The organism is Streptomyces africanus, from assembly GCF_030816955.1.
Taxonomy (GTDB): domain Bacteria; phylum Actinomycetota; class Actinomycetes; order Streptomycetales; family Streptomycetaceae; genus Streptomyces; species Streptomyces africanus.
In genome coordinates, this window is the sequence record NZ_JAUSYP010000001.1 from 2758880 (window position 1) to 2778746 (window position 19867).

The 19867-nt window shown below is 71.9% G+C and carries 18 protein-coding genes; 10 read left to right on the top strand and 8 right to left on the bottom strand.

From position 1 onward, the window contains the following. The first annotated feature begins 17 nt into the window (after window positions 1-17). The 3 genes from QF034_RS12795 to QF034_RS12805 all read left to right on the top strand — a co-directional run bounded on the left by QF034_RS12795 (window position 18) and on the right by QF034_RS12805 (window position 5326). Window positions 18-1430: an MGH1-like glycoside hydrolase domain-containing protein gene (locus QF034_RS12795; protein ID WP_307175077.1), complete on the top strand. Its 1413-nt coding sequence runs from the start codon at window positions 18-20 to the stop codon at window positions 1428-1430. Beyond that, entirely contained in the window at window positions 1427-3364 is a 1938-nt protein-coding gene (locus QF034_RS12800) for an amylo-alpha-1,6-glucosidase (protein WP_307175078.1), read from the top strand. Before QF034_RS12795 ends, QF034_RS12800 begins: the two co-directional genes overlap by 4 nt. A gap of 165 nt (window positions 3365-3529) precedes the next feature. Beyond that, window positions 3530-5326, top strand: a complete 1797-nt coding sequence (locus tag QF034_RS12805; RefSeq protein WP_307175079.1) for an alkaline phosphatase family protein — start codon at window positions 3530-3532, stop codon at window positions 5324-5326. On the opposite strand, the gene dusB is transcribed toward QF034_RS12805, so the two are convergent. After that, window positions 5327-6460, bottom strand: a complete 1134-nt coding sequence (gene dusB / locus QF034_RS12810; protein WP_307175080.1) for a tRNA dihydrouridine synthase DusB — start codon at window positions 6458-6460, stop codon at window positions 5327-5329. 78 nt (window positions 6461-6538) lie between these two features. Here dusB and QF034_RS12815 point away from each other — a divergent pair, with 78 nt between their 5' ends. Continuing rightward, window positions 6539-7990, top strand: coding sequence for an MFS transporter (locus QF034_RS12815; RefSeq protein ID WP_307175081.1), 1452 nt, complete (start codon window positions 6539-6541; stop codon window positions 7988-7990). On the opposite strand, the gene QF034_RS12820 is transcribed toward QF034_RS12815, so the two are convergent. Next, window positions 7987-8928, bottom strand: coding sequence for an MmyB family transcriptional regulator (locus tag QF034_RS12820; protein WP_307175082.1), 942 nt, complete (start codon window positions 8926-8928; stop codon window positions 7987-7989). The two genes, QF034_RS12815 and QF034_RS12820, sit on opposite strands and share 4 nt — an antisense overlap. A 101-nt stretch (window positions 8929-9029) precedes the next feature. Between QF034_RS12820 and QF034_RS12825 the strand changes: the two genes are divergently transcribed. Next, complete coding sequence (locus tag QF034_RS12825) at window positions 9030-10463, top strand: MFS transporter (RefSeq protein WP_307175083.1); 1434 nt, start codon at window positions 9030-9032, stop codon at window positions 10461-10463. A 116-nt stretch (window positions 10464-10579) separates the two neighbouring features. After that, complete coding sequence (locus tag QF034_RS12830; RefSeq protein ID WP_037669683.1) at window positions 10580-10786, top strand: hypothetical protein; 207 nt, start codon at window positions 10580-10582, stop codon at window positions 10784-10786. A 19-nt stretch (window positions 10787-10805) separates the two neighbouring features. Here QF034_RS12830 and QF034_RS12835 read toward each other — a convergent pair whose 3' ends face one another. From QF034_RS12835 to QF034_RS12855, 5 genes are all read right to left on the bottom strand, one after another. Continuing rightward, the gene (locus tag QF034_RS12835; protein WP_307175084.1) at window positions 10806-11672 is read right to left on the bottom strand and encodes a GNAT family N-acetyltransferase; all 867 of its coding nucleotides are present in this window, start codon (window positions 11670-11672) and stop codon (window positions 10806-10808) included. Window positions 11673-11762: 90 nt separating this feature from the next. Next, window positions 11763-12353 (bottom strand): TetR/AcrR family transcriptional regulator, encoded by a 591-nt coding sequence (locus QF034_RS12840; RefSeq protein ID WP_307175085.1) that lies wholly within the window; start codon window positions 12351-12353, stop codon window positions 11763-11765. Between the two features lie 25 nt (window positions 12354-12378). After that, window positions 12379-13383, bottom strand: a complete 1005-nt coding sequence (locus QF034_RS12845) for an aldo/keto reductase (protein WP_307175086.1) — start codon at window positions 13381-13383, stop codon at window positions 12379-12381. Between the two features lie 98 nt (window positions 13384-13481). Next, window positions 13482-14096 carry a LysE family translocator gene (locus QF034_RS12850; RefSeq protein ID WP_307175087.1) on the bottom strand — a complete coding sequence of 205 codons (615 nt, stop codon included), beginning with the start codon at window positions 14094-14096 and terminating at the stop codon, window positions 13482-13484. A gap of 147 nt (window positions 14097-14243) precedes the next feature. Continuing rightward, on the bottom strand, window positions 14244-15626 hold the full coding sequence (locus tag QF034_RS12855; RefSeq protein WP_307175088.1) for a glycine--tRNA ligase: 1383 nt from the start codon (window positions 15624-15626) through the stop codon (window positions 14244-14246). A gap of 184 nt (window positions 15627-15810) precedes the next feature. On the opposite strand from QF034_RS12855, the gene QF034_RS12860 reads away from it, so the two are divergent. Genes QF034_RS12860 through QF034_RS12875 form a run of 4 tightly spaced genes read left to right on the top strand, consistent with a single transcriptional unit; the run spans window position 15811 to window position 18932 of the window. Then, window positions 15811-16767, top strand: coding sequence for a metal ABC transporter substrate-binding protein (locus QF034_RS12860; protein WP_307175089.1), 957 nt, complete (start codon window positions 15811-15813; stop codon window positions 16765-16767). 20 nt (window positions 16768-16787) lie between these two features. Beyond that, window positions 16788-17555, top strand: a complete 768-nt coding sequence (locus QF034_RS12865; protein ID WP_307175090.1) for a metal ABC transporter ATP-binding protein — start codon at window positions 16788-16790, stop codon at window positions 17553-17555. Next, the gene (locus tag QF034_RS12870) at window positions 17555-18457 is read left to right on the top strand and encodes a metal ABC transporter permease (protein ID WP_307175091.1); all 903 of its coding nucleotides are present in this window, start codon (window positions 17555-17557) and stop codon (window positions 18455-18457) included. Before QF034_RS12865 ends, QF034_RS12870 begins: the two co-directional genes overlap by 1 nt. 58 nt (window positions 18458-18515) lie before the next feature. Then, the gene (locus QF034_RS12875; protein ID WP_086559064.1) at window positions 18516-18932 is read left to right on the top strand and encodes a Fur family transcriptional regulator; all 417 of its coding nucleotides are present in this window, start codon (window positions 18516-18518) and stop codon (window positions 18930-18932) included. A 61-nt stretch (window positions 18933-18993) separates the two neighbouring features. On the opposite strand, the gene QF034_RS12880 is transcribed toward QF034_RS12875, so the two are convergent. Further along, on the bottom strand, window positions 18994-19824 hold the full coding sequence (locus QF034_RS12880; RefSeq protein ID WP_307175092.1) for an isoprenyl transferase: 831 nt from the start codon (window positions 19822-19824) through the stop codon (window positions 18994-18996). Window positions 19825-19867: the final 43 nt, after the last annotated feature.

A 19867-nucleotide genomic window follows, 5' to 3' on the forward strand; every position in this document is an offset into this window, starting at 1 on the left:
TTACCGGAGAGCCCCGAGTGGACAGCACCGCACAACGCGCCCCTCGTCCCACAGGACGAACGGTTGCATACGATCCGTCCAGTGCCGCCTCACCCCTGCACGTCAGGGCCGCCGCCGTACTGGAGGCCGGCTGGACGGGCTCGTCCACGGTGCCCTCGCGCGGTCTGTATCCGCACCAGTGGTCGTGGGACTCGGCGTTCATCGCGATCGGCCTGCGGCACCTGTCGCCGTTACGGGCACAGACGGAGCTGGAGACGCTGCTGGCGGCCCAGTGGGCGGACGGGCGGATCCCGCACATCGTCTTCAACCCCTCCGTCCCCCTCGACGCGTACTTCCCCAGCCCCGACTTCTGGCGCTCCTCGACCGCGGGGCACGCCGCGGGCGCCCCGCGCACCGTACAGACCTCCGGGATCGTGCAGCCACCGGTCCACGCGCTGGCCGCGTGGCTGGTGCACCTCGCCGACCCCGGTCTGTCCCGGGCGCGCGGCTTCCTCACCCGGGTGTATCCCCGGCTCGCGGCCTGGCACCGGTATCTGCTGCACCGGCGCGACCTGGGGGGAGGCGGACTGGTGTCCGTCGTGCACCCCTGGGAACAGGGTATGGACAACAGCCCCTGCTGGGACCGCCCGCTCTCCCGGGTCACTCCGGCTCCGGCCCGCTCCTTCCGCCGCGCCGACCTCGCCCACGGCTCCCCCGAGGACCGGCCGACGGATCTGGACTACGGGCGGTACGTACGGCTGGCGGCCGACTACCGGGACCGCGGATACGCCGACGGACCGGGAGACTTCGCCGTGGAGGACCCGGCGTTCAACGCCCTGCTCATCGCCTCCGAGTACGCCCTGGCCCGGATCGCCCGCGAACTGGGCGCGGCGGCCTCGGCCCGGCAGGACCGCGCCGAGCGGCTCACCGCCGCCCTGGTGGAGCGGCTGTGGGAGCCGTCGGCCGGGATGTTCCTGTGCCGGGACGTGCGCGCCGGGGAGCTGATCCCCGAGCGCGGTGTCTCCGGGCTCGTCCCGCTGCTGCTGCCGGCCCTGCCGCGCGACCTTACGACCACCCTGGTGCGCACCCTGAGCGGCCCGCACTTCGGGCTCGGCGGCACGACCCGGCTGGTGCCCAGCTACGACCTGCTCGGCGAGGCCTTCGACCCGCACCGCTACTGGCGCGGCCCGGCCTGGTTCAACACCAGCTGGCTGCTGGAGCGCGGGCTGCGGCTGCACGGCGAGCGCGGCCGGGCCGACGCCCTGCGCCGGGGGATCCTGCACACCGCGGGCTCCTCCGACTTCGCGGAGTACGTGGACCCGTACACCGCACAGGCCTGCGGCGCGACCGGCTTCGGCTGGACCGCCGCGCTCACGCTCGACCTGCTGCACGACCGGCCCACAGGCGACAGGAACGGCGTCACGGCGATCAAGGGAGGGGACCGGGGATGACGGACCGGCATCATCTGCTCGTGCACGGCGGGACGTTCGCCGCCGTCGGCGACCGCGGCGACATCAGCGGCTACCGGGGCGGCAGCGCCCCGGACGGAATGTTCGTACGGGACGCGCGGCACCTGAGCCGGTGGCAGCTCACCGTCGACGGGGCCGTGCCCGACACGCTGACGCCGGTGGCCGACGGGGACACCGCGCGCTGCGTCCTCGTCCCGCGCGGCGGCCGCGACGAGCCGCCCGCGTACACGCTCTTCCGCGAACAGGCCGTCGGGGACGCCTCGTTCGTGGAGTCGCTGCGGGTCACCAGCAACCGCCCGGTGCCGACGACGGTCCGCCTCGCGGTCACCGCCGACGCCGACTTCACCGACCAGTTCGAGCTGCGCACCGACCACCGCACCTACACGAAAGCGGGCGCCGTCCGCTCCCGCCAGGTCCTCGGGCACGGCGTGGAGTTCAGCTACCGGCGCGGCGAGTGGCGGTCCGTCACGACGGTGACGACCGAGCCCCAGCCGGACGCCGTGGAGGAGACCGGCACCGGCGCCCGCCGCCTGGTGTGGACCCTGGACCTGGAACCGCACGGCACGGCCGAGCTGGTCCTGCGGGTCATGGCCCGCCCGCACGGAGACAAGCGCGCCCTGCGCGTGCCCCGCTCCCCCGCCGCCCTGAAGGAGCAGCTCCTGGCCCGGGAGGGCCGGTTCATGGAGGGCGTGGCCCTGCCGGCCGGCTGGCCGGAGCTGTCCGCGGCCTGCACCCGGGGCCTCGCCGACCTGGCCGCGCTCCAGGTCCCGGCGAAGGGCCCGGACGGCGAGGAGCTGCGCGTCCCGGCCGCCGGTGCGCCCTGGTTCCTGACCCTGCTGGGCCGGGACGCCCTGCTGACCTCGCTGTTCGCCCTGCCCTACCGGCCCCGGCTGGCCGCCGCCACGCTGCCCGCGCTCGCCGCCACCCAGGCCACGGACGCCGGTGCCAGCGAGGTCGCCCAGCCCGGGAAGATCGTGCACGAGGTGCGGCACGGCGAACTGGCGCACTTCGGCCAGGTCCCCTACGGCCGCTACTACGGCTCGGTCGACGCCACGCCCCTGTTCCTCGTCCTGCTCGGGGCGTACACCGAGCAGACCGGCGAGACCGGCCCGGCCCGCCGTCTGGAGCCGCACGCCCGGGCGGCGGTCGGCTGGATGCTGGACCACGGCGGCCTGACCTCGCGCGGCTATCTCGTCTACCGCGCCGACCAGGGCGGCCTCGCCAACCAGAACTGGAAGGACTCCCCCGGCGCCATCTGCTCCGCCGAGGGCACCCGGCCGGGCGGCCCGGTGACGGCCGCGGGCGCCCAGGGCTACGCGTACGACGCGCTGCGCCGCACGGCGTGGCTGGCGCGCACGGTCTGGCAGGACACGACGTACGCGGACCTGCTGGAGCAGGCGGCCGGTGATCTGCGCGACCGTTTCCAGCGGGACTTCTGGATGCCGGAGCACTCCTTCCCGGCGCTCGCGCTCGACGGCCGGGGCAAGCAGGTCGACGCGCTCGCCTCCGACGCCGGGCATCTGCTGTGGTCGGGCCTGCTGGACAAGGAGTACGGCGAACAGGTCGGCCGGCGCCTGCTGGAGCCCGACTTCTTCTCCGGCTGGGGCGTGCGCACCCTGGCCGCCGGCCAGCCCGCCTACCACCCGCTCTCCTACCACCGCGGCTCGGTCTGGCCGCACGACAACGCGCTGATCGCGCTGGGCCTGGCCCGCTACGGGCTGCACGACGAGGCCCGCGCGATCGCCCGCGGCCTGGTCGACGCGGCGAGCGCGACCGGCCACCGGCTGCCGGAGGTCCTCGCGGGCTACGGCCGCGACACCCACCCCGAGCCGGTGCCGTACCCGCACGCGTGCGTCCGTGAATCCCGGTCGGCGTCGGCCCCGTTGGCACTGCTCACGGCGGTCGGCGGCGCCTGAGAGCCGGTCGGCAGGCCGGTTGGCCGGCCGTTTGCCCGGTGTTTGCCGAGCGCTGGCCCGGTGGGCTGAACACACCTGGTGGGCGCCCCGTACGGAACGGCGGCGGACCCGTACCCCCACGCGGGTCCGCCACCTCGCCGGGTTTCGTACGGGAAGGACCTTCGGGTGCCTGTCTTCACACGCTTCCGCCAGTCATCACAGCCGGACATCCCGGGGGACGAGTCCGGGACGGAGCGTGAGGAGAGGGCGGAGGTCGTCACCGCGGAGGTGGGGGCTCCCGCCCCCGGATCCCGGCTCGCGCACCTCCGCGCCTGGCGCACCCGTCATCCCCGGGCCGCCCGCGCCCTCCGTCTGACCACCACCGCCCTCGCCGCCGCCCTGGTGCTCGGGGCCCTGCTCCTGCCCAACACCCTCCCCGCCGTCGAGCCGGACCGCTTCGCGCGGATCCCGGCGGAGGCGGTCGCCGGGGCCGTCGTGACGCTGGTGCTGCCGCGCCGGCCCCGGCTGGTGGCGGCGGTGCTGTACGGGCTCGGTCTCACCGCGCTGACCACGGTGAACCTGCTCGACATGGGGTTCAACGAGTACCTGGGCCGGGGCTTCAACGCCGCGCTGGACTGGGACCTGCTCCCGGACGCGCAGGCTTACGTCGAGGACACGCTGGGCGGGGGTGTCGCGACCGCCGCCGCCGTCGGGGCGGTCGTACTCGTCCTGCTCGTGGCGGCCGTCATGGTCGCCGCGACGATCCGGCTCAGCGACGTGCTGGCCCGCCACCGGCCCCGGGCGACCAAGGGCGCCCTGCTCGCCGGTACCGCCTGGGTCACCTGCTCCGCGCTGGGCCTGACGCTGTTCGGCGGTCCGATCGCCTCCGAGCGCGGGGCCGGGGCCCTGCGGGTGCACGCGCAGCGGACGGTGGAGTCGCTGCGGGACGAGGCGGCGTTCGTGCAGGAGTCGAAGGCGGACACCTTCGGCAACACCCCGCCCGGCCAGCTCCTCCCCGACCTGCGCGGCAAGGACGTGATCTTCACGTTCATCGAGAGCTACGGCCGCAGCGCCGTCGAGGACCCGATCATGGCCCCCGGCGTCGACCGCACCCTCGACACGAGCACCGAGGCCCTGGCGAAGGCCGGCTTCCACGCCCGCAGCGGCTGGCTGACCTCGGCGACCTACGGCGGCAGCAGCTGGCTCGGCCACTCCACGACCATGTCGGGCCTGTGGATCGACAACCAGCGCCGCTACCGCACGGTCACCGCAGGGGATCACCTCACCCTCACCAAGGCGTTCCAGAAGACCGGCGCCTGGGACACGGTCGGTGTGATGCCGGGCGTGCAGAAGGGCTGGCCGGAGGAGAAGTGGTACGGCCTCGACAAGCTCTACGACGCCTTCGACCTGGGCTACAAGGGCCCGAAGTTCAGCTGGTCGACGATGCCCGACCAGTACGCGCTGGAGGCGTTCCAGCGCCGGGTGCACGGAAAGAAGCGCGACAAGCCGCTGATGTCGTTCGTCATCCTGACCTCCAGTCACCAGCCCTGGGCGCCCATCCCGAAGACGGTCGGCTGGGACGAACTGGGCGACGGCTCGGTCTTCGACGCCATCCAGAAGTCCGGCAAGAAGGCCGCCGACATCATCACCGACACCACCAAGTCCCGGCAGGAGTACGGCAGGTCCATCCAGTACTCGGTCACCAGCCTCACCCAGTGGCTGGAGCGCTACGGCACCGACGAGACCGTCCTGGTCTTCCTCGGCGACCACCAGCCCATCGCCCGGGTCAGCGGCGACCGCGCCAGCCGGGACGTGCCGGTGTCGATCGTCGCGAAGGACCGGGAGGTCCTCGACAAGGTCGCCGACTGGAACTGGACGGAAGGCCTGAAGCCCGACCGCGACGCCCCCGTCTGGAAGATGAGCGCGTTCCGCGACCGCTTCCTCACGGCGTTCGGCTCCACACCGCATCCCTCGGGCGGCTGATCAGCCGCCGGAGGTGTCCAGCTCCGCGTCCTCGCCGATGCCCGCGCAGTCGTACGGGTCCTTGAGCCAGCCGTCCGGCAGCACCACCCGGTTGTTGCCGGACGTACGGCCCCGGGGCCCGTCGGCGCCGACGGGCCAGGGCTGGTCGAGGTCCAGCTCGTCGAGGCCGGCCCGCAGCTCTTCGAGCGACGAGGTGATCGCGAGCCGCTTGCGCATCTCGGAGCCGACCGCGAAGCCCTTGAGGTACCAGGCGACGTGCTTGCGGAAGTCGATCACGCCCCGCGACTCGTCCCCGATCCACTCGCCGAGCAGGGTGGCGTGCCGGACCATGACGTCGGCGACTTCCCTCAGGGTGGGCCGTGCGATGTCCTGGGAGCGCCCCTCGAAAGCCGCGACGAGGTCCGCGAACAGCCAGGGCCGTCCGAGGCACCCGCGCCCCACGACCACTCCGTCGCAGCCGGTCTCCCGCACCATCCGCAGCGCGTCCTCGGCCGACCAGATGTCGCCGTTGCCGAGCACGGGGATCTCCGGCACGTGCTCCTTCAGCCGGGCGATGGCGTCCCAGTCGGCGGTGCCGCCGTAGTGCTGGGCGGCGGTGCGGCCGTGCAGGGCGATGGCGGTGACGCCCTCCTCGACGGCGATCCGGCCGGCGTCGAGGAAGGTGATGTGGTCGTCGTCGATGCCCTTGCGCATCTTCATCGTCACCGGCAGCTCGCCGGCGCCGCTGACCGCCTCGCGCAGGATGGCCCGCAGCAGGTTCCGCTTGTACGGGAGCGCGGAGCCGCCGCCCTTGCGGGTCACCTTCGGCACCGGGCAGCCGAAGTTCAGGTCGATGTGGTCGGCGAGGTCCTCCTCCGCGATCATGCGGACGGCCTTGCCGACGGTCGCCGGGTCCACGCCGTACAGCTGGATGGACCGGGGGCGCTCACTCGCGTCGAAGTGAATGAGCTGCATGGTCTTCTCGTTGCGCTCGACCAGCGCCCTGGTGGTGATCATCTCGCTGACGAACAGGCCCTTGCCGCCGCTGAACTCTCTGCACAGGGTGCGGAACGGCGCGTTGGTGATCCCGGCCATGGGGGCCAGGACGACGGGGGGCTGGACGGTGTGCGGACCGATCTGCAGGGGCGTGGACATTCCTCCATTGTGCCGTGCAATGAGATGGCAAAATTCATTAGTTAGGCACACTATCGAAATCGGCGTACGATGGCGCCCATGCCCGAGCTCAGCCCCCGCCGCCGCATGCTGGTGCTCGCGATCTGCTGCATGAGCCTGCTGATCGTGAGCCTGGACAACACGGTCCTGAACGTGGCCCTGCCGTCGATGCAACAGGACCTGCACGCGAGCACGTCCGGCCTCCAGTGGACGATCGACGCCTACACGCTGGTCCTGGCCTCGCTGCTGATGCTCGCGGGCTCCACGGCCGACCGGATCGGCCGCAAGCGGGTCTTCATGGCGGGCCTGGTGGTCTTCACCCTCGGCTCGGTGCTGTGTTCCCTCGCGCCGAACCTCGAAGCGCTGGTCGCGTTCCGGATGGTGCAGGCGGTGGGCGGTTCGATGCTGAACCCGGTCGCCATGTCGATCATCACCAACACCTTCACCGACCCGCGCGAGCGGGCCCGGGCGATCGGCGTGTGGGGCGCGGTCGTCGGCATATCCATGGCCGCCGGCCCGCTGGTCGGGGGCCTCCTGGTCGAGTCGGTCGGCTGGCGCTCGATCTTCTGGATCAACCTGCCGGTGGGCCTGGCGGCACTGCTGCTCACCCTGCGCTTCGTCCCCGAGTCCCGAGCCCCCAAGGCCCGCCGCCCGGACCCGGTCGGGCAGCTCCTGGTGATCGCGCTGTTCGGCACGCTCACGTACGCGATCATCGAGGCGCCGAGCACGCCGTTCACCTCCACGGCCCTGCCGGCCGCTGTCGCCCTGGCCGCGCTGGCCGGACTGCTGTGGTACGAACCGCGCCGCGCGCAGCCGTTGATCGACCTGCGCTTCTTCCGCTCGGCGCCGTTCAGCGGAGCCACGGTCATCGCGATCAGCGCGTTCGCCGCACTCGGCGGCTTCCTGTTCCTGTCCACGCTGTACCTGCAGAACGTCCGCGGCCTGAACGCCCTGGAGGCGGGTCTGTGGATGCTGCCGATGGCGGCCCCGACCTTCCTGTGCGCCCCGCTCTCCGGCCGCCTGGTCGGCAGCCGGGGCCCGCGTGTGCCGCTGCTGATCGCGGGCTGCGCGATGACGGTCAGCGGCATCCTCTTCGCCGCGTTCGAGGCCGAGACCTCCGACGCCACCCTCGTCGCGGGGTACGTCCTGTTCGGCATCGGCTTCGGCTTCGTCAACGCGCCGATCACCAACACGGCGGTCTCCGGCATGCCGCGCGCCCAGGCGGGCGTCGCCGCGGCCGTCGCCTCGACGAGCCGTCAGCTCGGCCAGACGCTCGGCGTCGCGGTGGTGGGCGCGGTGCTCGCCTCCGGCGTGGGCGCGTCCTCGTACCGCGAGATGTTCGTGCCGGCCGCGCGGCCGGGCTGGTGGATCATCGCGGCGTGCGGGTTCGCGGTGCTGGTGCTGGGGGCGGTGAGCAGTGGGCGGTGGGCTCGGGGGACTGCCGAGCGGACGGCTGAAAGGCTGGAGTCTGCGGAGGTGCGGGATGTGGCGGTGACTGCGGAGCGTGACTAGCCGCGGGTGAGTTGGGGCTGCTCGCGCAGTTCCCCGCGCCCCTGGCGGTCGGTTTCTCTGCTCAGCGCTATGGATCGGAGCTGCTCCAGGCGGTCCCGGGACTCCTGGTCGGCCGGGACGTACGTGACGATCCGCGGGCCTGTCCCCGGCGTCAGCCAGAAGTCCGTGTGGTCGACGGTGATGCGGCCGACGTGGTGGTTGAGGAACTCCTTGCGCTTGGTGCGGTGGGCGACGACCTCGTGGCGGTCCCAGGCCGCGCGGAAGGCGGGGGACTCCGTGCGCAGGCGCTTCAGGAGCATCGTCCAGGCGGGCTCGGCGAGATGGCCGGCCATCGCGGCCCGGAAGCGCGCGGCCATCAGCCGCTGCGTCTCCTCCAGGTGCACGATCGACGACTGCCACTCGGCGTGCGTGTAGGACAGGACCATGCAGTTGCGGTCCTCGGGCGGCACCGCGTCCAGGTCGCACAGCAGCAGCCCGTACGTGCGGTTGTGGGCGAGGATGTCGTACCGGCTGTTCTGCAGGCACGCCGGGAACGGCTCGACCTGCTCCAGCACCGCCCGCATCGCCGGCGTGACCGACGGGCACGTGGTCGCCGGCGTCGGGTCGGCGGCCCCGGCCAGCCGGAAGAGGTGGGCGCGCTCGCTGGGGTCGAGCAGCAGCGCGCGGGCCAGGGCGTCGAGGACCTGGACGGAGACCTGGATGTCCCGGGCCTGCTCCAGCCACGTGTACCAGGTGACGCCCACCGCGGAGAGCTGGGCGACCTCCTCTCGGCGCAGCCCCGGCGTCCGGCGCCGGCGGCCCCGGGGCAGGCCGACCTGCTCGGGGGCGATCCGCTCCCGGCGGCTGCGCAGGAACGCCGCCAGCTCGTGCCGCCGGACGTCCGCGTCACCGGGTGCCTCGGGCGGGTGGGCCGCTGTCTCCTGCGCCAAGGTCGTCATACCCTTCAGCCTGCCGCCACCCGGACCCTGTTTCCAGGTGGTGTTACTACCAGGATAAGGACACTCTGGTACCAGCCTGGGCGCCGCCGCAGGCTGATGACGTGACCACGGAATCCCTCACTTCACGTCCCGTCCGCTCCCCCGCCGCCCCGGCTCCCGTGCTCGGCGGGCTCGGACTGTTCACGGTGCTGCTGGCCGCGGCACTCCCGCTCATCGACTTCTTCATCGTGAACGTCGCCCTGCCCACCATCGGCGCCGACCTCGCCGCGAGCGAGTCGGTCCTCGAACTCGTCGTCGCCGGCTACGGGGTGTCGTACGCCGTCCTGCTGGTCCTCGGCGGACGGCTCGGTGACCTGTTCGGCCGGCGGCGGCTGTTCCTCGTCGGCATGGCGGCCTTCGGGCTGACCTCGCTGGCGTGCGGCCTGGCGCCCGGCGCCTGGTCGCTGGTCGCGGCCCGGGTCGCACAGGGCGCGTCGGCCGCCGCGATGCTGCCGCAGGTGCTGGCCACCATCCAGTCGACCACGACCGGCCCCCGGCGGGCGAAGGCCATGGGCCTGTACGGCGCCACCGCCGGGCTGTCCATGGTGGCCGGGCAGATCCTCGGCGGGGTCCTGGTGGCCGCCGACATCGCGGGGACCGGCTGGCGGTCGGTGTTCCTCGTCAACGTGCCGGTCGTCCTCGCCGGGCTGTTCCTGGCCGCCCGGGCGGTCCCCGAGACCCGCTCCACGCGCCCGGAGCCGGTCGACGTCCCGGGCACGGTCCTGCTGGCGGCCTCGCTGCTCACGCTGCTCGTCCCGCTCACCGAGGGCCGGGCGGCGGGCTGGCCGCTGTGGACCTGGCTGTCGCTGGTGGCGTTCCCGTTCACGGCGGCGGCGTTCTACCTGGTGGAGCGGCGGGCCGACCGCGAGGGCCGTACGCCGCTGGTGCCGCCGAGTCTGTTCGCGCTCGTCTCCCTGCGCCGGGGACTGCTGCTGGTGCTGCCCTTCTCCATCGGCTTCAGCGGCTTCATGTTCGTGATCGCGGTGGCGTTGCAGCAGGGCGCCGGCCTCGACCCGGTCGCCGCGGGCCTGGCGCTCGCGCCGCTGGCGGTGGTGTTCTTCGTCTTCTCACTGCTGGGCCCGCGACTGGTCGCCCGGTACGGCACGCGGGTCGTGACGGCGGGCGCCGCGCTCCAGGGCCTGGGCCTGGCGCTGATGGCACTGGCCGCCTGGCGCTTCTGGCCGCACCTCGGCTTCGTCGAGCTGCTCCCCGGAGCGGCGGTCGCCGGCGCGGGCCAGGCGCTGCAACTCCCCGTCATCTACCGGGTCATCCTCTCCGAGGTGCCGCCCGCCCGCGCCGGTGTCGGCAGCGGCGTGATGATCACCACTCAGCAGTCGGCGCTGGCCCTCGGGGTGGCCACCCTGGGCACGCTGTTCCTGTCCCTGGTCCCGGGGATGGGCATGCGGGACGCCCTGGTCACGACGCTGCTGGTGCAGCTCGCCGGTGTGGTGCTGACCGGCCTGCTGAGTCTCCGGCTGCCGCGCACGGTCGCTTGAGGTATCTCACGGCCTGATAACTCGCGTCCGGGAAAACCCTGTTGATGTTGGTCTTGCAGCACACTCCTTGCTGCGAGCGGACCGGATCCGCCGGATTCCTGGACGCGGGAGACGTCATGGCGCAAAGCGACACCAGCAAGGTCAGCCGCTGGGACCAGCACGGCCGGGAGCATGTCGTGCGGGTGCGGCGCACGGGCGTGCAGCGCACCATCAGATGCGACACCTGCGGCTGGCGCAGAGGCGCCCAGTTCCTGCCCTGGCTGAAGGCCGAGGAACACCTGGCGGAGGCCCACCAGGCGACGGTGGACCCGACGGCGGCATGATCGGCCGGACGGGCCGGCCCTAGTAGAGGATCGAGGGCAGGTACGCCCCGTCGGGCTCGTTGTACAGGCCGATGGTCATCAGGCTCATCAGCTGCACGACCTTGAGGCCGTTGGACAGGCACCACCTCAGCAGCACGCTGTCGCGCACGGGGACGAGGATGCCCGGGCCCGCGAACTGCGGGGCCGCCGCGATCAGGGCCTGGAGGTCCGGGGTGGTCTCGCCGACGGCGTGCGCGAAGAAGGCGAGGTCGGTGGCGTACCCGGTGACGCGTCCCGCGCGCTCCACGACCCGGGCGGTGCCCTGTTTGAGCCCGTCGGCGACCTCGCCGCCCCGGTCGACGCCGTGGACCTGCCGGCACACGTCGTTGCAGGCGCCGAGGTCCGCGTCCGTGGCCTCCCGCACCGTGTAGCCGGGCATCGGACGCCCGATCGGCGGGCCCTGCACACAGGCCACCGTGGCCCGGTGGACGAAGCCGAGGCTCACGTACAGCGAGAACGACCTGTTGTGGTAGCCGGTCTGCAACAGCCGGATGCCCGGCGCCCCGCGCTCGTCGGCCCGCTCCATCACGTCCCGCATCAGGCGGCGGCCCACGCCCGCGTTCTGCACGCCGGGGTCGACGGTGATGGGCCCCACCCCGACGACGGCCGAGCGTTCGTCGAGGAAGTTGCTGCCCACGATCCGCCCGTCGAGCTCGGCGACGACACTGTAGAAGCCCGGGTGCGTCAGGGCTCCCTCGATCACCGCGACACCCACGTCGGGGCTCGGGAAGTCGGGTGGGAACGCGTGCTCCCCGGCGATACCGGCGAAGGCCTCGTAGCAGATCCTGCCGCACTCCGCGGCATCGTCCGCGGTGCCCGGACGCAGTATGAGATCCACGATCGCCATCTCCTTCTCAGCGCCCCCGCGCGGCGACCCACCCCTCCCTTCCCATCCTGTGCCTCCCCCTGCCGGGGCGCACCCGGTACGGCGGTCCTCTCAGGCCCGCAGCGCCCGGACCAGCAGGTCCATGACCGCCGTGAAGTCCGCCTCGATGCCGGGCTCTTCCCACTCCCGGGCGTAGCACGGGTCATGGAAGCGGCCCGTGGCGTGGAAGAGGGCGCGGGCGGTCATCGCGGGGTCGGTGCCGGCGGCGAAGGCGCCGGACTCGACGCCCGCCTCGACGATCCGGGTCAGCTGGCCGGTCAGGTCGGCGATGTGCTCGCGCACCACCGTGCCGTTCTCGCCGGTGAGGACCATGTACGTGGCGAACAGCTCCGGATCGTCGCCCGCCTTGCGGCGCTTCGCGGCGAACAGCGTGGCGAGCCAGTCCCGCAGCCGGGCCTCCGGGTCGCGGTCCGCGGCGACGATCCCGGCCAGTTCCCCGGACGTGCGGTCCAGCCAGCGCTTGGTGACGGCCTCGCGCAGCGCCGCCTTGGTGCGGAAGTGGCGGTAGACGCTGCCGTGGCTGACGCCGAGCGCGCGGGCCACGTCCACCACGGTGGCCTTGGCCGGGCCGTGCCGGCGCAGCACCTCCTCGGTCGCCTCGAGGATGCGCTCGGCGGTCAGGATCTCGCTGGTCGGTGCCATGCCCTGACCGTACCCGCAGCCCGGTTCAGCTCTCGAGGTGTGCCATCTGGGCCGCCGGGTAGCGGTCGCCGGCGGCGGCGCCGGGCGGTACGGCCTCCTCGATCGCGGTCAGGTCGGCCGCCTCCAGCGAGACGTCCAGCGCGCCCAGCGCCTCCGTGAGCCGGTCGCGGCGGCGGGCGCCGACCAGGGGCACGATGTCCTCACCACGGGCGAGCACCCAGGCGATGGCGATCTGCGCGACGCTGACGCCCTTCTGCTCGGCGATCTTCCGCAGCGCCTCGACGAGGTTCAGGTTGTGCCGGAGGTTGTCCCCCTGGAAGCGCGGGGACATCGCCCGGAAGTCGCCGGCGCCGAGCTGCCGGTCGGCGGTGAAGTGGCCGGAGATCAGGCCCCGGGAGAGCACGCCGTACGCCGTGATGCCGATGCCCAGCTCGCGCGTGGTGGGGAGGATCTCGTCCTCGATGCCGCGCGAGATGAGGGAATACTCGATCTGGAGGTCGGAGACGGGCGCGGTGGCGGCGGCCCGCCGGATCGTCTCGGCGCCGACCTCGCTGAGGCCGATGTGCCGCACGTATCCCTTCTCGACCAGTTCCGCGATCGCGCCGACCGTCTCCTCGATCGGCACGTCGGGGTCGAGGCGGGCGATGCGGTAGACGTCGATGTGGTCGACGCCGAGCCGCTGGAGGGAGTACGCGGCGAAGTTCCGCACGGCGGCGGGCCGGCCGTCGTAGCCGGACCAGCCGCCGTCCGGGCCGCGCAGGGCGCCGAACTTCACACTGACCAGGGCCTGTTCACGCCGGGCGGCGGGGGCCGTGCGCAGGGCCTCGCCGATCAGCATCTCGTTGTGGCCCATGCCGTAGAAGTCGCCGGTGTCCAGCAGGGTGACGCCCGCTTCGAGCGCCGCGTGGAGGGTCGCGACGGACTCGGCCCGGTCCGCCTCGCCGTACAGCGCGGACATGCCCATGCAGCCGAGGCCGAGGGCGGAGACCTGGGGGCCGGTGGTTCCGAGGGGTCGGGTTCGCATCGTCATGCCGTCCACTGTGGCATGACAGCTGACAGATTTCAATATCTGTCAGCCGTCATTCGATACGGGTCGGCACGCCCCGGAACCACCACCCCGGACCCCGGCTACCGCGCCGTGACCGCCAGCTTCGCCCCCAGCGCCACGAACGACCCCGCGAACCCCCGCCGCAGCCACGCCATCACCCGGGGCCGCCCGATCACATGGCTGCGCACCGACGCGGCCAGCACCCCGTACGCGGCGAACACGGCGAAGGTCGCCAGCATGAACACCCCGCCGAGCGCCGCCATGCGCACCACCGCGTGCGGCTCACCGGGGCTCACGAACTGCGGCAGGAACGCGAAGAAGAAGATCGTCAGCTTGGGATTGAGGATGTTGATCAGCACACCCCGTACGATCACCCGCCGCGCGGAGACCGGCGCCGCCCGCCGCTCCTCCACCACGAGCGCCTCCTTGTCCCGCACCGTGGCCCACGCCATGTACAGGAGGTAGGCGACCCCGGCGTACTTCAGCACCTGGAACGCGGTCGCACTGGCGTGCAGCAGGGCGGCGACCCCGGTGACCGTGGCCAGCAGATGCGGCACGGTCCCGAGCGTGCACCCGACGGCCGCGACGATGCTCGCGCGCCGGCCCCGGGAGAGCGCGGCGGCGAGGGTGTAGACGACTCCGGTGCCCGGCGTGGCGACGACGACGAGGGTGGTCAGCAGAAAGGCGATACTCATGCGCTCACCCTGGCGCCGCGCCGCTGCCGGAAACAGGGCCAATCGGCAGCGGTGATGAAGGACCAGTCGGCCCTGCACGGCGTGAAACGCGCCGGTGCCGGGTTCCTCCGCGGAGGAACCCGGCACCGGCGTGCGCGGAAGAGGCGATCAGCAGCCGATCAGGCGGGCCGCCAGGTAGCCCTCGATCTGGTCGAGGGAGACGCGCTCCTGCTTCATGGAGTCACGCTCGCGGACGGTGACCGCGTTGTCCTCCAGGGTGTCGAAGTCGACGGTCACGCAGAACGGCGTACCGATCTCGTCCTGGCGGCGGTAGCGGCGGCCGATCGCGCCGGCGTCGTCGAACTCGATGTTCCAGTTCTGGCGCAGCGCCTGGGCGAGGCCCTTGGCCTTCGGGGACAGCTCCGGGTTCCGGGACAGCGGGAGCACCGCGACCTTCACCGGGGACAGGCGCGGGTCGAGGCGCAGCACCGTGCGCTTCTCCATCTTGCCCTTGGCGTTGGGCGCCTCGTCCTCGATGTAGGCGTCCAGGAGGAACGCCAGCATCGCGCGGCCGACACCGGCCGCGGGCTCGATGACGTACGGGGTCCAGCGCTCGCCGGCCTCCTGGTCGAAGTAGGTGAGGTCCTGGCCGGAGGCCTTGGAGTGGGCGCCGAGGTCGTAGTCCGTGCGGTTGGCGACACCCTCCAGCTCGCCCCACTCGCTGCCGCCGAAGTTGAAGCGGTACTCGATGTCGGCGGTGCGCTTGGAGTAGTGGGAGAGCTTCTCCTTGGGGTGCTCGTACCAGCGCATGTTCTCTTCACGCAGGCCGAGACCGGTGTACCAGTTCCAGCGCTGCTCCATCCAGTACTCCTGCCACTTCTCGTCCTCGCCCGGCTTGACGAAGAACTCCATCTCCATCTGCTCGAACTCGCGGGTGCGGAAGATGAAGTTGCCGGGCGTGATCTCGTTGCGGAAGGACTTGCCCATCTGGGCGATGCCGAACGGCGGCTTGCGGCGGGAGGTGGTCTGCACCTGGGAGAAGTTGGTGAAGATGCCCTGGGCGGTCTCGGGCCGCAGGTAGGCGATGGAGCCGGAGTCCTGCGTCGGGCCGAGGTGCGTGGACAGCAGGCCCGAGAACTGCTTGGGCTCCGTGAACTGGCCCTTGTTGCCGCAGTTGGGGCAGTTGACGTCGGCCAGGCCGTTCTCCGGCGGGCGGTTGTGCTTGGCCTCGTAGGCCTCCTCCAGGTGGTCCGCGCGGAACCGCTTGTGGCAGGAGGTGCACTCGGTCAGCGGGTCCGTGAAGGTGGCGACGTGGCCGGAGGCGACCCAGACCTCGGGGGCCAGGATCACGGACGAGTCGATACCGACGACGTCCTCGCGCGACGTCACCATGTAGCGCCACCACTGACGCTTGAGGTTCTCCTTGAGCTCGACACCCAGGGGGCCGTAGTCCCAAGCGGCGCGCTGACCGCCGTAGATCTCACTACAGGGGAATACGAAGCCACGGCGCTTGCTCAGGCTGACGATGGTGTCGATCTTGTCGGCGGCCACGGTGCTCTCTTCATTACGACGACGGGCGACGAAGCGAGTTGCTTCCAGCGAATGCTTCAGGTTACCGGCGGGGGCGCCCCCTCAATCAAATCGCTCCCCCTCCCTCGACCGCCAGACCCCGTCCCCGGAACCCGCTCAGCTGGTTTGTTGACAACGGTTTCCATATTTGTTGAAAATGAGTGTCATGAACGTACGACGACGCCTCATATCCGCCACCGCGGTCAGCGCGGCCACCGCTCTCGGCCTCGGCGCCCTCTCCGCCTGCTCCAGCGACAGCGCGGCGACGGGCAACACGGACAAGTTCGACGTCGTCGCGTCGTTCTACCCGATGGCGTTCCTCGCCGAGCAGATCGGCGGCGACCACGCGAACGTCACCAGCCTGACCGAGCCCGGCCAGGAGCCGCACGACCTGGAGATCAGCACCAAGCAGCGGGCGCAGCTCGAAGAGGCCGACGCGGCGCTCTACCTCAAGGGCCTCCAGCCCGCCGTCGACGAGGCGGTCTCGCAGACCGGCATCAAGACGAAGATCGACGCGGCCGGCCTGACCACCCTGGAGGACCACGGCGGCACCGAGCACGCCCACGAGGGCGAGGAGGGGCACTCCGAGGAGGAAGAGCACGCGCGCGACCCCCACATCTGGCTGGACCCGGTGAAGTACGCCGAGGTCGCCCAGGGCGTCGGCAAGGCCTTCGAGAAGGCGGACCCCGACCACGCGGCCGACTACAAGAAGAACACCGCGGCCCTGGTCCAGAAGCTGAACGGCCTCAACGGCAAGTTCGAGAACGGTCTGAAGGACACCAGGACCAAGGTCTTCTTCACCAACCACGCCGCCTTCGGCTACCTCGCCGAGCGCTACGGCCTCACCCAGGAGGCCATCTCCGGCCTCGACCCCGAGAGCGAGCCCAGCGCCGCCCGGGTCAGGGAGCTCCAGCAGGAGGCCAAGGCCGACGGTGTCACCACCGTCTTCTACGAGACACTGGTCTCCGACAAGACCGCCAAGACCCTGGCCCAGGACGCGAAGCTGAAGACGGACGTCCTCGACCCGCTCGAGGGCATCACCGACAAGTCCCGCGGCGACGACTACTTCCAGGTGATGGAAGCCAACCTCAAGGGCCTTCAGGCGGCCCTGGGAGCCAAGTGATCGACCCATCGGAGGACGGCATGACCGAGCCCGTCGTATCCCTGCGCGGCGTCCGCGCCGACCTGGGCTCGCGCCCCGTCCTGCGCGGCATCGACCTCACCGTGCGCCACGGTGAGGTCGTCGCGCTGCTCGGCGCGAACGGCTCCGGCAAGTCCACGGCCGTGCGCAGCATCATCGGCCAGGTGCAGACCGGCGCCGGCGAGATCGAACTGTTCGGCACGGACCGCAGGCGGTTCCGCGACTGGCACCGCGTGGGCTATGTCCCGCAGCGCACCACGGCCGCCGGCGGTGTGCCCGCCACGGTGACCGAGGTGGTCTCCTCGGGCCGCCTGTCCCGGGCCCGCTTCGGCGTGCTGCGCAAGGCGGACCACACGGCCGTACGGCAGGCCCTGGAGCTCGTCGGCATGGCCGACCGGGCCAAGGACTCCGTCAACGCGCTCTCCGGCGGCCAGCACCAGCGGGTCCTGATCGCCCGGGCGCTGGCCTCCGAGCCGGAACTGCTGATCATGGACGAGCCGATGGCCGGGGTCGACCTGGCCAGCCAGGAGGTGCTCGCGCACACGCTGCGCGAGCAGGTCTCGCAGGGCACGACCGTGCTGCTGGTGCTGCACGAACTGGGCCCCCTGGAGCCCCTCATCGACCGGGCGGTCGTCCTGCGCGACGGCTGCGTCGTGCACGACGGACCGCCCCCGAAGGCGGTCGGGCAGCACGCCCTGCCCGGCCACGACCACGTACACCCGCACGCACCCGCGGGCGCCGAACCGATCCGCACGGGACTGCTGAGCTGATGGACTTCCTCGACTACGCCTTCATGCAGCGGGCGCTGCTCGCCGCCGTCCTGGTCGGCATCACGGCACCCGCCGTGGGGATCTACCTGGTCCAGCGCCGCCAGGCCCTGATGGGCGACGGCATCGGGCACGTGGCGATGACCGGCGTCGGCCTCGGCTTCCTGCTGACCTGGTCCCCGGTGTGGATGGCGACCCTCGTCTCCGTCATCGGCGCGGTCCTCATGGAGCTGATCCGCTGGTACGGCCGGACCCGCGGCGACATCGCCCTCGCGATGCTGTTCTACGGCGGCATGGCCGGCGGTGTGATGTTCATCAACCTCGCGCCGACGGGCTCCAACGCCAATCTGACGTCGTACCTCTTCGGCTCCCTGTCGACGGTGTCGGAGTCGGACGTCACGGCGATCTGCGTGCTGGCCGCCTTCGTCGTCCTGGTCACCCTCGGCCTGCGCCGGCAGCTGTTCGCGGTCAGCCAGGACGAGGAGTTCGCCCGGGTGACGGGTCTGCCGGTGCGGGCCCTGAACCTGCTGACGGCGATCACCGCGGCCGTCACGGTGACGGTGGCGATGCGCGTGGTCGGCCTGCTCCTGGTCAGCGCGCTGATGGTGGTGCCCGTCGCGGCCGCCCAGCAGATCGGCCGCAGCTTCGCCGCGACCTTCGTGATCGCCGTGGCCATCGGCGTGAGTGTGACGATCGGCGGCACCGTCACGTCGTACTACCAGGACGTGCCGCCCGGCGCGACGATCGTGCTGCTGACCATCGGCGCCTTCGTCGTGCTGACGGCGCTGGCGGCCCCTCTGGCCCGCCGCCGCGCCCGCGCCCGGAGCGCCGCGGATCCGGCCCACGACCCTGCCGAGTGCGCGATTCCGGCCACCCGGGAGGCATCCGACGAAGTCGGCGTCTGACCGCCCCCGCCCCGGGCTGGCACAATGGCCCGGGCAAGGCAGACGTGAGGAGGCAACGGTGACGACCGCTGGACCGTCCGTGAAGGGCCGCGCCACCAGGCAGCGTGCCGCCGTGGCGGCGGCCCTGGACGAGGTCGACGAGTTCCGCAGCGCGCAGGAACTGCACGACATGCTCAAGCACAAGGGCGACTCGGTCGGGCTCACCACGGTCTACCGCACCCTGCAGTCCCTCGCCGACGCCGGCGAGGTCGACGTCCTGCGCACCGCCGACGGCGAGTCCGTCTACCGCCGCTGCTCCACCGACGACCATCACCACCACCTGGTGTGCCGCGGCTGCGGCAAGGCCGTCGAGGTCGAGGGCCCGGCCGTGGAGAAGTGGGCGGAGGCGATCGCCGCCGAGCACGGCTTCGTGAACGTGGCCCACACGGTGGAGATCTTCGGCACGTGCGCCGACTGCGCGGCGGCGGCGAAGTAGCGGACCAGGGCGGCCCGGCTGCCACTCGAGGGGCTGCCGGGCCGGGCGAGGCCGGTGAGACCTACGGCTGCTTGCCCTCCATGGCCAGCAGTTCCTCGTTCGGGATGGCCCCGCCGAAGCGGCGGTCCCGGGAGGCGAACTCCAGGCAGGCCCGCCACAGGTCGCGGCGGTCGAAGTCCGGCCAGAGCACGTCCTGGAAGACCATCTCGGCGTACGCGCTCTGCCAGAGCAGGTAGTTGGAGGTGCGCTGCTCACCGCTCGGGCGCAGGAACAGGTCCACGTCCGGCATGTCCGGGTAGTACATGTACTTCGCGAAGGTCTTCTCGTTGACCTTCGACGGATCGAGCTTCCCGGCCTTCACATCGGCCGCGAGCGCCTGCGCCGCGTCGGCGATCTCGGCGCGCCCGCCGTAGTTCATGCAGAAGTACAGCGTGAGCTTGTCGTTGTCCTTGGTCTGCTCCTGGGCGATCTGGAGCTCCTTGGCGACCGAGCGCCAGAGCTTGGGCATACGGCCCACCCAGCGCACCCGGATGCCCAGCTCGTCGAGCTGGTCGCGGGTCTTGCGGATGAAGTCCCGGTTGAAGTTCATCAGGAAGCGCACCTCTTCCGGCGACCGCTTCCAGTTCTCGGTGGAGAAGGCGTACAGGGAGATGGCGCCCACGCCCATCTCGATGGCGCCCTGGAGCACGTCGAGCACCCGCTCGGCGCCGACCTTGTGGCCCTCGGTGCGCGGCAGGCCCCGCTCCTTCGCCCACCGCCCGTTGCCGTCCATGACGATCGCCACATGCTGCGGTACGAGCTCTCCGAGCTTCGGAGGCCGCGCGCCGGACGGGTGCGGCTCCGGCGTCCTGTACTCCCGGCGCTGCCGCCCCAGGATCCCGCGTACGGCCATGTGTTTCTCGCTCCTCGTGCTTGCTTGCTTACTTCTGTAGGGC

Excerpts from the sequence above, each read along its gene's own strand:
- QF034_RS12865 (WP_307175090.1), top strand. The coding sequence starts at position 16,788 with ATGACCGAGCCCGTCGTATCCCTGCGCGGCGTCCGCGCCGACCTGGGC.
- QF034_RS12820 (WP_307175082.1), bottom strand. The coding sequence starts at position 8,928 with ATGACGACCTTGGCGCAGGAGACAGCGGCCCACCCGCCCGAGGCACCC.
- QF034_RS12830 (WP_037669683.1), top strand. The coding sequence starts at position 10,580 with ATGGCGCAAAGCGACACCAGCAAGGTCAGCCGCTGGGACCAGCACGGC.
- QF034_RS12815 (WP_307175081.1), top strand. The coding sequence starts at position 6,539 with ATGCCCGAGCTCAGCCCCCGCCGCCGCATGCTGGTGCTCGCGATCTGC.
- dusB (WP_307175080.1), bottom strand. The coding sequence starts at position 6,460 with ATGTCCACGCCCCTGCAGATCGGTCCGCACACCGTCCAGCCCCCCGTC.
- QF034_RS12850 (WP_307175087.1), bottom strand. The coding sequence starts at position 14,096 with ATGAGTATCGCCTTTCTGCTGACCACCCTCGTCGTCGTCGCCACGCCG.
- QF034_RS12845 (WP_307175086.1), bottom strand. The coding sequence starts at position 13,383 with ATGACGATGCGAACCCGACCCCTCGGAACCACCGGCCCCCAGGTCTCC.
- QF034_RS12870 (WP_307175091.1), top strand. The coding sequence starts at position 17,555 with ATGGACTTCCTCGACTACGCCTTCATGCAGCGGGCGCTGCTCGCCGCC.
- QF034_RS12880 (WP_307175092.1), bottom strand. The coding sequence starts at position 19,824 with ATGGCCGTACGCGGGATCCTGGGGCGGCAGCGCCGGGAGTACAGGACG.
- QF034_RS12840 (WP_307175085.1), bottom strand. The coding sequence starts at position 12,353 with ATGGCACCGACCAGCGAGATCCTGACCGCCGAGCGCATCCTCGAGGCG.
- QF034_RS12800 (WP_307175078.1), top strand. The coding sequence starts at position 1,427 with ATGACGGACCGGCATCATCTGCTCGTGCACGGCGGGACGTTCGCCGCC.
- QF034_RS12860 (WP_307175089.1), top strand. The coding sequence starts at position 15,811 with ATGAACGTACGACGACGCCTCATATCCGCCACCGCGGTCAGCGCGGCC.
- QF034_RS12835 (WP_307175084.1), bottom strand. The coding sequence starts at position 11,672 with ATGGCGATCGTGGATCTCATACTGCGTCCGGGCACCGCGGACGATGCC.